Source organism: Plectonema cf. radiosum LEGE 06105 (genome assembly GCF_015207665.1).
Lineage (GTDB): Bacteria > Cyanobacteriota > Cyanobacteriia > Cyanobacteriales > Nostocaceae > Rivularia > Rivularia radiosa_A.
In genome coordinates this window covers 1-14,262 of sequence record NZ_JADEWL010000161.1, presented here as the reverse complement: position 1 = coordinate 14,262, position 14,262 = coordinate 1, and the positions used below count along the sequence as shown (strand labels likewise).

Below are 14,262 nucleotides of genomic sequence, written 5' to 3'. Positions count from 1 at the left end.
ATTAATAACTGTTCTTTATTACCAATTACCCATTACCCATTACCCATTACCCATTACCAATTACCCATTACCCATTACCCATTACCAATTACCCATTACCAATTCTCTTTTTAATTAAGTTCAATGGCTACCAAACTATTTTCTGGTAAATAATTACGAAAGCGTCCTTGATCGGAGAGTACTACAACAAGTCTAATCGGGGATTCTGGGGGTTGCTGCAAATCTGTCCACGGTATTGCTACTTCTAAAGAAGTGTTTAAAGCTGTTTTTGCATGACTTTGACGAGGATACCATTGGGAGTATTCACCAGCTTGCTGAAATTGAATTGCATGAGTTAACAAATCAATTTCTAAGTGGTGATGAAATAAATAATTAACTGGTGCAGCATCCGGTACATCTGCTAAAGGTAAAGGGCTGTTATGCATGACTTTGTAAGGATAAAACCACAACAGGTTTAATTGGGGTGGTAAATCTTTTCCTGGCTGTACTCCGCTTTTGAAATCAATGCGTAAGTAAAAATTCGATTGGTCTAATCCATACCACAATCGTTGAATTACACTGCTACTGTGCATGGTTCCCCTTGCACCACCAATTTCTAAACGTCCGGCTTTTTCCCAACCTTGTTCGTCACCGCTACCGTTAATTTCTGGGTGAATAAATCCGGTGTTGCGGTGATCTGCTCGTGCTTCGTGAATTTCTAAGGGTTGATTTAAATAAGTTGGTATGGGTTCGTTTAAAGCTTGGTAAATTCCCCGCAGATGTAACCGAAATAACTGGTCAAAAATGGCATCTTGATTTGATGAATGTCCTTCCCCAAACCACCAAAACCAGTCGGAACCTTCTGCTGCGTATAAAGCTGACCAAGCTGCGGGATTGTTTTCTTCTGTGGCTTCGGGATGATTGGCTAATGTAAGTCTTGCATGAGTTAAGTAATCCCAAGCTCGATTTTTTACTGGGTCTCCTATCCAAGTAGTAAAACTACCGTCTACCCAAGAACCGCTGTGCAATTGTTCTCCCTTGATGGTGGCTGTGGGAGGAAACTGTTCTAAAAATTCGGAAACTGTGACTAATTTTAATTGCGGTTCGTTGCTCAAGCCTTCATATAAAGCTTCTAAAAATGGTTTACCATCTTGTTCGTAAAATTCCCAACAGTTTTCACCATCCAAAGCGATAGTAACTAACCAAGGTTGTTCACTTTGATTATTTTGCTGCATTTGAGCAATACAATTCAATCTTGCGATTAAATCTTGTGCTGCATTCTCAGGCGACATTCCGCTGTAGGTAAAGCCAATTAAATCGGATAATGCATGGTCGCGGAAAACAATCGATACATCACCTTTCTCCGTTTCCAAGCGGTAAGGACGGTAAAGTAAATCCGGTTGCAGCATATTTCCCCATTGATCGCGGTGGAAGAATTCTCGTAAACTCCAACCTAATACCGCTTCATCTGAGCATATCCAATTAAATCCCTGTTCTACAATATACGGCAATATAGCCGGACTTATTGATTGCTCAGAAGGCCATAATCCACGGGGTTCTTGTTGAAATCTATCTTTATATAATTCCCAAGCCTTATTTAGATGACGGGGAATATCTTCTGCCCATGTAAAACGATTTCGCGGCAAAGTCATATTCGGCACCGCCACCCGACCAGCATCAGTATCCGCAAGTAAAGGTAAAATTGGGTGAGTATAAGGCGTAGTCATCACCTCCAACTGTCCAGTTTCCTGCATCTGGCGGTGTTGTGGTATAATACGACCTAAAATTTCTCGCTGCTTTGAGTAAATCCGTTGGCGATCGCCTAAATTAAAATTGCGTCCTTGTTTTAACCAACCAGCAATATCGCGATCGTCCCAAAACAAGGGGTCAATCCACGCTAGATTATGCCAAGCTAATAAATCACTATAATCTTGTAAATCCCAATGAGCCAAACACCAGGTTTCTCCTTTCTCTTGACGCTGCTGGTAAAGTTCTCTGTAGCGGGGATGGGGTTTAATTAAAGTATCGTAATTAGCGTCAAAAAAATGTTCGAGAATAAATTCTAATTGTCCCTGAGTTAGTTGTTCTGTAGGAGTCAAAGCAACTTCTAAATAAGGATCAAAAGCAGTACCGGCAACATAATCTTCAATCTGCAATATCAGTGACGGTACCAAATTCACAGTTTGATGCAACTTGGGATACCGTTCCAACATCAACACCAAATCTAAATAATCCTTAGTACCATGCAACCGCACCCAAGGTAAACGGTATCTTTCAGTACGGGAATGGGAAGAGGCATTTCCTTCAGGAGACTTGTACAGCGGTTGATGTTGATGCCAAATAAAAGCGACGTGTAAAGGGTGAGACATAAGCTTTAGAGTTAGGAATTGTAGAGACGTAGCATTGCTACGTCTTTACAGGATTTAGGAGTTAGGAGTTAAGTAACACTCAATCCTAATTCCTAACTTTAACTACTACACTACTTGTTCCACTTCTGCAATTTCTGGAATCATTTCTCTAAGACGACGTTCGATACCCATTCTCAAAGTCATAGTAGAACTCGGACAAGAACCACAAGCACCTTGTAAACGTAATTTAACAATCGGACCATCAAGTTCCACAAGTTCCACATTGCCACCATCAGACATTAAGTATGGGCGCAACTCATCAAGAACTGTTTCTACATTTTCATTTGTTAATTCCATAATCCTTGACCTGTGTTAAGTGACAAAGTTTGTTTTCAAAGTTTGTTAATTACATACTAGACCAATTGTGGTTGGTTGATAGTGGTTGGTTGATAGTGGTTGGTAGTTAGTTGATGGTGGATGGTTGATAGTGGTTAGTTGATAGTGGTTAGTTGATAGTGGTTGGTTGTTGGTGGTTAGTGGATAGTGGATAGTGGATGGTTGTTGTTAATTCGTTGATAGTGGTTGAATTACCAACCTTTGACCTTTAACCTCTAACCTTTAACCTCTAACCTCTAACCTCTAACCTCTAACCTTTAACCTTTAACCTTTAACCCAGCTTAATATCAAAATAACTAAACTCGGTGATGGTCTCTTTACCGTCTTGGGAATCTTGTACTACTTGTTTGGTCATCAAATAGTACTTACCTACTTTCTCATAGGTATCTTCAAATTTGAGAATACTTTGAATTTCCTTGGTTTGAAGGTCACGAAAAATTACATCATAACGATTTGCAATGTAACCTTCACCTGTATCAAGATTCTCGTGGGTATCAATCACAAAAGCCGTATTTCCCTTTATTCTAGTTACTTGACAAATTTCCTTTTCTCTGATTTTGTAAGTAGAATCTAATGATTCTCCCTTGACAATAATCACTACTGCTTGTGTATCGTCTGTTGAATCTTGGATAAACTCATGCTCTTGATGTTCTTCATTAAAAGGAGCGGTTTTGCAGTGGGTAATAACATTCCGCAATTGAATGTAAATCCCTTCTTGTACCTGAATGTCTGATATTCCACTCACTTCTACACTCAAATCACGGTTAACAAGTATTTTACCCGTGTAAGTTTCTTCACCCTGTATTAGCTGCACCTTAGCGCTATAACCGGGAAAGTCTTCGTCCCAAGTGTAACGATTTTCGTAAGCGGTTTGAAATAACTCTTGTGCTGTCTTTGAAGTTTTCATCTTGTTTTCCGCGAGATACTACCCGTCGCAAGATTTGCGTTTAATTTATTTAATGGCTCGTATTGTTGTTAAATTAAACAATAAATTAAACAATTTCTGAGTTGACAAAACGATTAATCCCATGATTATGTGTACAAATCGGACTTTTTTCGCTGTGGATTGTTCAAGACGCTTAACTAAACGGAACTTCACTTTTACCAGTTTAACGGATTGGGAATTCATCGTTTTGATTAGGTTTTGATTAGAATCAAGTTAATGCGAAGAACAGATTCTTGTATGTAATTAAAGTAACTTGATATTAAGTTTTGCCCGCGATAGTATTCTTCATAGCTTTTTGACACAGGGCTAAGCGATCAGTCTCTTGTAGTCAGGAATTGCATCCGAGTATCATTGGTAAGAATCAAGCCGAACTATCAAGATTAGCTTTAAAATTTTCTCCGTTTGTGGGAGTCAGTTTGACGTTGCTAACTTTAATCGGAGAAGGGGTATTTGAAGGGACTGTATGTTAACTGATGGGTGCTATTGTTCGTCTAATACATCTACCTATTAGGTTTGAAAAATGAGTTTATCTATATCAAGTAAGTTTATTTTACCATCTGCGATCGCTTGTGGTATTGTGTTCACTGTATTGACTGTACCTCTAGCGGTAATGGGCGAAAACGAAGTCGCAATTAGATTTGAAGAAGAATCTTTCTTTAATGGCAAGCTCAGAGATGTAGCTGCACCTTATGTCGTATTTGCAACTTTATTAAGTTTTGGTGCGGGAATCTCTGTTGCGGCTTTAACGGGATTGCAGCATTTGAATCGCAATTCCTTAAATTACAAGCAGAAGCTAGCTCGGTTAGAGAAAGATTTACAACAGAAGGAACGATTGCTTCAAGAATTGAAACTTTCTGAGTCTCGTCTGCAAGCTTCAGGACTCAAAAGTTTTCTAAACGAATAAACTGTAGTGAAGAATGACAGCAGTATCTGAGTCAAGTGTGAATTATTATCCGGTTGACCTAGCTAGGCTAACAAACCACGAATTACTCAGATATCTTAATCATAAATAGAAGCAAGTCGCTGCTTTTAGATACTTGCCTCCGTGTTTTTTGTTTACATAAATATTTTTGATACCGGAGCCTCAAGCTATTAGTGTCCAAGGGTCTCTCTGTTTCTGCTTCCCAGACTCAGCTTGGGAAATAGGATTTGGAGGCTCTGCTTCCGATTAGAAAAAGGCTGCAAGTTCTTATTTTTATCAAAACTGTTTATTAAAAGCATCTCAAAATTAAATGTATTGTTGAAAAAAAAAAGTACTTGATCTACAAAGATAAAAGCTGTAAAGTATCTTCAACTTATATCAGTGTTCCCCCCCGAACTATTTATTTTTTAGTCATAGATTATACCTGAGTATGGCATAAGGTAATGAGCCAAAACGTATTGGATTTTAATAAAAATATCGACTCGAAACCTAGTTCTAAGATTTATCCCCTGCTTTGTTCTGCATCCTTTTCAATTTTCTGGATGATGGTATTTAGCGGTTCGACAATTGCACAAATCAGTTCTTCATCAACAAGTAACGGGGCTATTCGAGCAACACTCATAAATCAACTAGAAACCAGAGTAGATGCTCTGAAGAAAGACGATATTCAGGATTTAGAAAATGTTTCTGTTAGGGAAAAATCACTTTCAACTAGAATAAGTGAATTCAAAAATCAAAATTCTAACCGTTCATTACAAAGTGACAGATTATTTCAGGATTTTACTGCACTTAGCCCAGGAGAAATAATTCAGCTTGGGTTTGAATTACCCACACAAGTTAAGGTTTCTCAAAGCTGTAATGTAAGTAGCAATTGTACTCAGACAAGGGTAATTAGCCAAGTTCCAGGAACAACTTTTAATCAACTACTCAATCTGCAATCACCCCAACAAGAGTTAGAAGAAAAAGAGACTCTAGTACCGTTAAGCATTCAACAATCAATCGAGGAAAAACAAACAGAGCCAGAGGTTCAAGGAAGACGTAAAGCTTTAAGAGAACCATCTGCGATCCTCCAAGGAGTTTATGTCACTCAAGGTGGGGATACTTCAGCACGAGCAAGAGTCACGGGCATTTATCCGTTGACTCCTCAAAGTTTAGTTGGTGGTACTTTAGATTTAACCAGTGAAGATAATAACTTTGATGACTCTCGTGGTGGAGGCTTAAATATCAATGAACTTTATTTCGCAACATCTTTAAAAGGATTACCTAATTTACGCTTTGTAATCGGTCAAATGGATTTAACTTCTTATTTTGACCGAAATAGCTTTGCTAAAGATGGAGCAAGTCACTTTTTTAATCCCGTTTTTCAAACAAATCCAGCATTATCTTCTACGGGTATTGGTTCACGAGCGGGTTTATTGGTTAACTGGAATGCGACTGATAATATCGCTGCGAAAGCTGCAATCTTTTCTTCTTCAGACGGATTAAATAATTTTAGTTTGGATGGCTTTGCTGGTGAGGTTGGTGTCCGTTACGGTAATGCAATTATTCGGGGGACTTATTCCACAGCTAAAGATGCAGGTAATCGCGATTCATTTGCAGAAAGCTTTGGAATTCCCAGAGGTAATAATCAATTTGGACCTTTGGAGGACGATCGCGAATCAGCCTATGGAATCAATGCTGAAATTTTTATTCCTAAGTATAAATTAGGTTTATTTGGACGTTACGGTCGTTACGAGAACCGGGATTTGGGGGAAGGTGCGGATACTTATTCTTTGGGATTGAGTTTCTTGGATTTATTCGCACCCGACGATCGACTTGGTTTAGCCTATGGAAGCGCTCTTTCTAATGATGCTCTGCGTCAAGGAAAACAGCCAGATGTAGTAGAACTTTTTTACGATTTAAAATTACTTGCCAATCTCCGTTTCGGCTTGTCTTTCCAAGGAAGGGACAGTTTTGATGAGTCGGTTTTCGGTGTCAGAGTAAAATCTGAGTTTGATATTACTCCAAAAAGGAGAAACCCTCGATGAGTAAGGAACTAAAAATTACAAATAATTCTTGTTCGGAACAGATTACCCAAACAAAAAGTAAAATATTCAAACCATTCAAATCGCTGTTGTTGGTTCCTGTTTACTTGTTACTGACAACTTTTTTGACAGTTGCACCCGTTCAAGCCCAAAAATCATCTAATTTGGTCCAGCGAGGGAATACACTTTTAAAAAAAGGATGGGTAAACGATGCAATTCAAGTGTTTCGTCAAGCTCTCAAAAGTAATCCACAATCATTACAGGCAAATTTAGGATTGGCGATCGCCTATAATCGTGCGGGAAACATTGATGCTGCTTGGAATTCCTATCAGCGTGTATTAGAAATTGACCCCTTGAATCAATCTGCTCTCAAAAATGTGGGTTTACTAGGAACCTATCGTCCGCAGTGGCAAGGAAAGGGTATAGAGTCTCTGACTACTTTATTAAATAGCACTCCTAAGAATATAGAAGCTCGCAAACTCCGGGCTTTACTCTACTACTACCAAGGCAGAATTAACGATTCAGTGGCAGATTACCAAGTTCTACTTGCCAACAATCCTACACCAGATATTGTATTAGGGGCTGCGGAAACTTTTACCTATGCTGGTAATTATCAACAAGCTCTAGAACTATTTAACCGCTATGGTTCGACGGGAAAAAGTATTACTGGAAATGCCGCAATCGCTTACGGCAGAACTTTACAAAAAACTGGCAATCCCACGAAAGCCATAGAGGTTTTAAAAGCTCAATTAGGTCGTTCTGATAGTCTGGATTTGTTGGCAATTACAACTCGTGGGGAACTATCCCAAGCTTATGTTGCCAATCAACAACCGGCTGAAGCTTTGGCTATATTAGAACCTTTGCGGGGGAAACCGGATACTAGGTTACTTTTAGCTCGGACTTTAAACGAAATTCGTAAGAGTAAAAATGATTCGGCTGCTGCTGAAGAAGTCGCTAATTTATACCGACAAGTACTTGCCGATCATCCCAATCCTTCTATTTCCTTACTGCTGGAAGTTGCCGATGTTTTTTCTGGCTTACCGCAACAGGAAGCAACAGCATTACAACTTTACCAACAAGCTGCTGTCAAATTACCAAATGATCAAAGTTTGGTTTTACGTCAGTTGGCTTTGCAGAATAAGCTAGATTTGATTAGTCACAAGGATTTGAGGGAAAGGTTAATTTCTATACTGGAAAACTTGCCGCAAGACTCCGGAGAATTACAAAAGTTAGCCAATGCATTAGTCCAAATTAATACTCGTGACTCAGCATTAATTCCCAGTTATGAAAATGTTTTGATTCGTGGTGTTGAGGCTCCTTTTCTCAATTTCCGCATTGCTCAAATGTATTTGCAGCAGGAAGATACAACCGCAGCCAGAAAAGCTTTAGCAGCTTATCAAGCGACTCCCGAAGGTGCTAATAATTTAGCTACTCAGTTGTTGACGGCAGAAATTGAGTTACAAGCAGGAGATTTAGAAGCAAGTGCTGGAATTTACCAAAATGTATTAGATACAAATCCAGACGATGCAGAAATTTACAACGGTGCTTTAAGAGCATTAGCGGGAATACATTCCCAACAAAAGCGTTTTGATCAAGCTTTAGGGGCTTACAGTCAACTGCGGACTCGTCAACCGCAAAATTTAATCTATCAGTTAGGACAAGTTAATGTTGCTTATCAAGCCAAGCGAATCGATCAACAGCAAGCGACTACAGTGGTTAATAACTGGTTGACAACCCAAAAAGCAACTTCAACTCCCCCAGAATTATATAGTTTGGTAGGGCAACTTCCTGCTACTTCCGAATGGGAGCCTTTATATAATTATCTTTTGCAATTGCAACCGAATAATTTACAAATCCAAAAGCGTTTGTTACAAGTTGTGGCTTTACGAGATACCGCACAAGCAAGAACATTAGTCAAGCAGTTTGCTAAGAATACAAGGGTTCAAGGAGAATTATCGAAAGCGATTGGAGATTTGGATTTAGCCGGAATTGCCTATGAGAAAATTTTGGCAACCCAACCAAATGATATTGATGCTTTAACAGCATTAGGGGGAGTACGTTTTGAACAACGTCAATATGAGACAGCCCAGAAAATTTATTCCCAAATATTGATACAAAATCCTGAAGATCAAGCCGCAAAAATGGCGATCGCCGATTTGGATGCAATTTTAGATCGACCTTTGGCTGCTTTAGCACAAATGGAGCAGTTACAAAATCGAGAGGGTGTAACAGATAAAGAATTATCTCGCAGAATGCAACAAATCCAGGAATATTTTCTGCTCAGACGTGGTTTTCAACCTTTTTGGGAAGATGCTAATCGACGCATAAGCAATTAGATTCAGAAACAGTAATCAGCAATTGCAATATAAGTTTTTATACTCACACAGACCATTCAAACCGTAATTACATTATTAAGTCATACTCATGAAACGATTAGTTTATTTTTCCCAAGCCAGTACGAAGGTATTTATTATTTTTTGTTGGTTTTTACTATCTCCCTATTCCTTATTAACTGCTCAAGCTGTTAATCAAAGTCAGACACAAGAATCGGAAATTCTCTTTGAGCAAACAAACACGAGGGATGGGGATGAAGAACAAACATCAACAGAAGATATAGACTCAATTTCCGAGGCTGGTACTGTAGGGAGTACTATTACTCATAGTTTAGATTTTGACAGTGCTTCCATTGCGGGTAAGCAGATGCGTTTACGAGGAATTTATGCTGAAGGTACTTTAGGTTTTACTCGTCCCCGTAGTTGGGATGTAGAGAATGTCAAAGCTTTAATTCGCTTTCAACATTCAACAGCACTTGATGGGAAACGTTCTAATTTGGCTGTTTTGGTGAACGATACAGCTGTCGGTAGTATAGCTTTAAACCGTCAACAGTCCCAAACTGGTCAACTACTGGTGAATATTCCATCGAAGTTACTTAAAGAATATAACGAAGTCAAATTAATTGCTCAGCAAAGAAATTATGACATATGTGTAGACCCTTATGACCCAAGTTTGTGGACGCAGATTCAACCAGATTCCAAAATAATTTTTGATTATAAACTCAAAAAAGCTTCTGAAAACTTCAGTTATTATCCTTATCCGATTATTGATGAATTAGATTTAAAATCTAATCAAATTAATTACCTGCAACCAAACCAGATCGATTCTAAATGGTTGACTGCTGCATCTCGTTTACAAGCTTCATTGGGGAGAAAAGCAAATTTCCGTTCCGTAGATACAAAACTAGTGACGGATATCGCCAATGTTAAGTCTGGAGAAAAGTTAGTCATTATTGGTACTCCCAGCCAACAACCAGCTTTAGCAGAAATAGATTTACCAGTTACAGTTGAAGGGGATCAGATTCTCGATACAGAGCAGAACGCTGTAGCAGAAGATCGAGGAGTTCTAATCTTGACTTCGACTAAAAATGGTGTTCCAGTTTTAGTTGCTACTGGGAATGGAGAAAAAGGAGTCGAGAAAGCTGTGCAGTTTTTGTTGCAGCCCTCGAAACGGAAAATGGGTACTGGCCCGGTGGTTTTTGTCGATAAAGTCCCCGAATTAGAGACTCCTGGGGAACGTGAATGGTCTGGTTATTTACCTAATCAAAACTCTTTTCAACTCAGCGAAATTGAGACTGTAAACGACCAGAAATTTAAAGATGTCACGGTGCGGGGTTCGGAAGCGTTACCAGTGACCATTGATTTTCGAGCTTTACCAGATGACCGCTTTGTACGCGGAAGTTCGATGAATTTAGTTTACAGCTACGGACCACAACTCAATCCTAGAACTTCTACCGTTGAGGTGTTACTTGATGGTAACTTCATTGGTGGTGAGCGTTTGTCAAATGAATCCGGAGAGACTCGCAAAACCCTCAAATTAGATTTACCACCAAAGTTAATCAAACCCAATTCCAAGATTGAAGTTTTCTTTCGCATGAATGCAAGAGAGGATTCTAATCAAGAGTGTCGTTATATTCCTGATCGTCAACTTATAGGTACGGTACACAATGAAACCAGCTTCGATTTGAAGCGTGAAACTTTCGCTACATTACCAAACTTAGAACTGCTGCAATTTGGTTTTCCGTTTGCTTCTCCCCAAGATTTATCAAAAACAACGATTGTTGTCCCTCAAAATCCTTCTTCAACAGATGTATTGACATTATTGGAGTTTAGCGAACGTTTAGGTCGGCTATCAGAAGCCTCTTCAGTTGAACTCAATGTTCATACACCTGATACTTTATCAAAAGCGGATAATGTCAAAAATAACAATCATCTAGTGGCAATTGGTACACAAGAGAATTTCCCTCTACCAGAAGTACTTGAAAAAAGTCAAGGTTTTAATTTGAGCCAGTCATTTATCCGTATATTTGGTGACGAAAAGCAAAAAGAACAGGCAAAAATTCAAGTACCCGAAAACAACCAAGGGATGATTAAACAAATTATTTCTCCTTGGAATCGCGATCGCGTTGTTTTGGCTTTAACTGCTCAAACGGAATCTGGTTTGGACAGGGTACGACAAGTCTTAGATCAAGACTCCTGGTTTTTCCAGTTAAAAGAAGACACTGTATTAATTAGTAGCGACGAAAACAATCCTAACCCTGACGATGAGAATGCTTATGAATTAGACTTTTTCACCAGCAGTTCTAAAAATAATATAAATAAAGGCAACCCTGTAAGTCAGATGTCCTTAGTGCTGCAACAAAATTGGCTGTTGCTACCTCTGGGAATTGTTGGTATATCACTCTTTCTTTACGGAATTGTTCAACTGTATCTCAAGCGTCTCAATTCGAGCGATACAAAATAGACACGGTTTTGATTAATTCAATCTAACTAAATAAATAAATACATGAGACGTAGCATTGCTACGTCTCTACAGATACCATTGTTCTTCTTACTAACCTAAATTATCAGCAATCTTAAATTTCAGATAATCACAAATAAGTCAAAATATTAACTTTAAAATGTCAGATTCATCGAAGACTGAACACAGACACAAACGTTATTTATTTAACCCTGGTGTATGGTTAACTGACCTTACTCCGCGATTTTTTGACCGTTTTCTAGATAAAGTCGGTATCAAAAGTTTTAAATGGTTGATCGGATTAACATTAATCTTTTCATTGCCTTTGATTGTTACACCATTAGAAGTATGGCAACAAGCAATTGTCGCAGTATTTTTAGTTATTCTCGGTCAACTAGTTGTCAGAGCCGAAAAAGACGAATCATCCCCAGAAATTAGCCATTATTACCATTTATTCATGGTGTGGTTGAGTTTGGTGACTACTACACGTTACCTTTTTTACCGTACTTCTTATACTCTTAACTTTAATTCCTGGGTCAATAGTATTGCCTGCATTGTCTTATTCATCGCTGAACTATACGCAGTTTTGACCCTTGTACTGGCATATTTTCAAACTTTAAAGCTTAAGGAACGTCAGCCAATTAATCTGGCTCAAATTCCCTTAGCGGAATGGTTCAGCGTTGATATTTACATCCCCACCTATAATGAAGAAATTGGGATTGTTCGTAAAACCGCATTAGCAGCCTTAGCTTGCGAATATGCTCGCGGCAAGAAAAAGGTTTACATTCTTGATGATGGTCGTCCCGAAAAGTATAAAGAAGACGATGCCCGTCGCAAAAAGTTCGCTGCGAGACGGGAAGAACTGAAAAAAATGTGCGCCGAACTTGGTTGTATCCACTTAACTAGAGATAATAACAATCATGCCAAAGCAGGTAATATTAACCATGCTTTTGGAAAAACAATGGGTGATTTAGTATTAATTTTGGACTGCGACCACATTCCATCCCGTCAATTTCTTTTGCATACAGTGGGCTTTTTTTATGACCCTAAAGTTTCTTTTGTTCAGACTCCCCATTGGTTTTATAACCCTGACCCCTTCGAGCGTAATTTGCTCACCAGTGGTAGAATTCCTGTCAACAACGAACTGTTTTATAAAGTTATTCAAAAAGGTAATGATTTTTGGAATGCTTCATTTTTCTGCGGTTCTGCGGCGATAATTCGTAAATCTCATGCTTTAGAAATCGGCGGAATTGCTGTGGAAACGGTGACAGAAGATTGTCATACAGCATTGCGTTTGCATTCACGGGGTTATAAATCTATTTACTACGACAAAATCATGATTGCCGGATTAGCCCCCGAAACTTATCCCGCTTACTTGGGTCAGCAAATGCGTTGGGCTAGAGGAATGGCGCAGATTCTTCGCTTAGAGAATCCCTTATTTAATCCAAAACTCAAGTTAACAATTCCCCAACGGCTTTGTTATTTTAGTGCCACATCCCATTTTTTATACGGATTTCCACGAGTAATATACGCGATAATACCTACTTTATTTTTACTATTTGGTGTTAACCCAGTCCGAGGTTTGGGTTTGGAAACTCTTGCCTATGCCATACCTCATATTATTCTTTCCCTGAGTACTAATTATATTATTCATAAAAACGCTCGTTTTAGCTTTTGGAATGAAGTTTTTGAATTCGTAATGTCTTTTCAGGTGGGATGGGTAACATTAATCGCATTAATCAATCCCAAGTACGGTTCCTTTAACGTTACCGACAAAGGTGTAAACGTCACCAAACGCAGCTTCGACTGGAAATCAATGCTCGGTTTGATAATTGTCGTAGCATTTGTCATCTTAGCTTTATTTGCTGTTCCTTATTGGGTATTGTTGCGTCCAGAAGATTGGGAAGCCGTTTTGGTCAATACCATGTGGTGTGTCTTAAACCTAATTTTAGTCATGGCTGCTTTACTAGTTGCTTACGAAAAACCGCAAATCCGTAAGGAACACCGTTTACAAAGATGTCTCCCTGTGACGATTTTCAGTTATGACCAAACCATTATTGGTAAAACAGTAAATATTTCCGAAACTGGGGCTTTAATTGCTTTAGATTCACAGTTAAATTTACCAGATGAAATTGAAATTGAGGTCGTGGGAGACTATGGTACAAAAGTATCTTTAACTGCAAGAGTTGTCAGACTATCTCCCATTAGCAAGACACGAAACCACCTTGCGATTAATTTTGTTAATCTTACCCAACTGCAAAAAGACTATTTATCCTTAGTTTTATATTCTGATGTCAAAGAATGGTATTCCCAAAACCGTAAATATGCAGATCGACCAATCGCTTCTTTGGGATTTATCGCTACTAGTTTAATTCGTTCCTTACAGGATATTCAACCAGCCAAACATACACAGATACGTAAAGAAGTACTTGCTTTTGGTGAACTATATTTAGATGGCGATCGCTTTACTGGGACAATCACCAACCTAGGAGTAACGGGGTTGCGTCTCAAATTAGACAGCACAAAAGCCAAATCTTCTGATAAAGTGCTTGGAGAAAATGATTTGTACAATATGCAAACTATCAAACCACCCGTTGGTTTACTTTTGAGCAAAGAATTAAATAAATCACAACCCAGTCGATTTATCGCCGAAATTGATACTGTAGAAGAAGATAATACTGGTAAAATTACTGTTGAATTAAAATTCCCAGATAAATTTAAAGACCAGCAAGTTTCAAAAATTAAGCAGCTTTTGAAACAACTGTAAGGAGTTAGGAGTTGATGGTTGATAGTTGATAGTTGATAGTTGACAGTTGACAGTTGATGGTTAATTTGTCTCCCCATCCCCCCATC

At 38.7% G+C, this 14,262-nt stretch carries 8 protein-coding genes; 5 read left to right on the top strand and 3 right to left on the bottom strand.

Going from position 1 to position 14,262, the window contains the following annotated elements:
* Window positions 1–110: 110 nt before the first annotated feature.
* The 3 genes from IQ247_RS27695 to IQ247_RS27685 form a co-directional block, all read right to left on the bottom strand.
* A complete protein-coding gene (locus tag IQ247_RS27695) occupies window positions 111–2,348 on the bottom strand; it encodes a glycoside hydrolase family 57 protein (RefSeq protein WP_193924905.1) in 2,238 nt (745 codons plus the stop codon).
* Between the two features lie 105 nt (window positions 2,349–2,453).
* Window positions 2,454–2,684, bottom strand: a complete 231-nt coding sequence (locus IQ247_RS27690) for a NifU family protein (protein ID WP_193924904.1) — start codon at window positions 2,682–2,684, stop codon at window positions 2,454–2,456.
* 310 nt (window positions 2,685–2,994) lie between these two features.
* Window positions 2,995–3,630: a DUF3386 domain-containing protein gene (locus IQ247_RS27685; protein WP_193924902.1), complete on the bottom strand. Its 636-nt coding sequence runs from the start codon at window positions 3,628–3,630 to the stop codon at window positions 2,995–2,997.
* 559 nt (window positions 3,631–4,189) lie between these two features.
* Between IQ247_RS27685 and IQ247_RS27680 the strand changes: the two genes are divergently transcribed.
* The 5 genes from IQ247_RS27680 to bcsA all read left to right on the top strand — a co-directional run bounded on the left by IQ247_RS27680 (window position 4,190) and on the right by bcsA (window position 14,176).
* The gene (locus tag IQ247_RS27680; protein WP_193924900.1) at window positions 4,190–4,573 is read left to right on the top strand and encodes a hypothetical protein; all 384 of its coding nucleotides are present in this window, start codon (window positions 4,190–4,192) and stop codon (window positions 4,571–4,573) included.
* Window positions 4,574–5,034: 461 nt separating this feature from the next.
* Window positions 5,035–6,618 (top strand): carbohydrate porin, encoded by a 1,584-nt coding sequence (locus IQ247_RS27675; protein WP_193924898.1) that lies wholly within the window; start codon window positions 5,035–5,037, stop codon window positions 6,616–6,618.
* Entirely contained in the window at window positions 6,615–8,951 is a 2,337-nt protein-coding gene (locus tag IQ247_RS27670) for a tetratricopeptide repeat protein (protein WP_193924896.1), read from the top strand. Before IQ247_RS27675 ends, IQ247_RS27670 begins: the two co-directional genes overlap by 4 nt.
* 88 nt (window positions 8,952–9,039) lie before the next feature.
* Entirely contained in the window at window positions 9,040–11,412 is a 2,373-nt protein-coding gene (locus tag IQ247_RS27665; RefSeq protein WP_193924894.1) for a cellulose biosynthesis cyclic di-GMP-binding regulatory protein BcsB, read from the top strand.
* A gap of 157 nt (window positions 11,413–11,569) precedes the next feature.
* Window positions 11,570–14,176, top strand: a complete 2,607-nt coding sequence (gene bcsA / locus IQ247_RS27660) for a UDP-forming cellulose synthase catalytic subunit (protein ID WP_193924892.1) — start codon at window positions 11,570–11,572, stop codon at window positions 14,174–14,176.
* Window positions 14,177–14,262: the final 86 nt, after the last annotated feature.

Bases quoted from the DNA above. Each gene is read 5' to 3' on its own strand.
- IQ247_RS27670 (WP_193924896.1), top strand. From the start codon at position 6,615: ATGAGTAAGGAACTAAAAATTACAAATAATTCTTGTTCGGAACAGATT.
- IQ247_RS27680 (WP_193924900.1), top strand. From the start codon at position 4,190: ATGAGTTTATCTATATCAAGTAAGTTTATTTTACCATCTGCGATCGCT.
- IQ247_RS27690 (WP_193924904.1), bottom strand. From the start codon at position 2,684: ATGGAATTAACAAATGAAAATGTAGAAACAGTTCTTGATGAGTTGCGC.
- IQ247_RS27675 (WP_193924898.1), top strand. From the start codon at position 5,035: ATGAGCCAAAACGTATTGGATTTTAATAAAAATATCGACTCGAAACCT.
- IQ247_RS27665 (WP_193924894.1), top strand. From the start codon at position 9,040: ATGAAACGATTAGTTTATTTTTCCCAAGCCAGTACGAAGGTATTTATT.
- IQ247_RS27695 (WP_193924905.1), bottom strand. From the start codon at position 2,348: ATGTCTCACCCTTTACACGTCGCTTTTATTTGGCATCAACATCAACCG.
- bcsA (WP_193924892.1), top strand. From the start codon at position 11,570: ATGTCAGATTCATCGAAGACTGAACACAGACACAAACGTTATTTATTT.
- IQ247_RS27685 (WP_193924902.1), bottom strand. From the start codon at position 3,630: ATGAAAACTTCAAAGACAGCACAAGAGTTATTTCAAACCGCTTACGAA.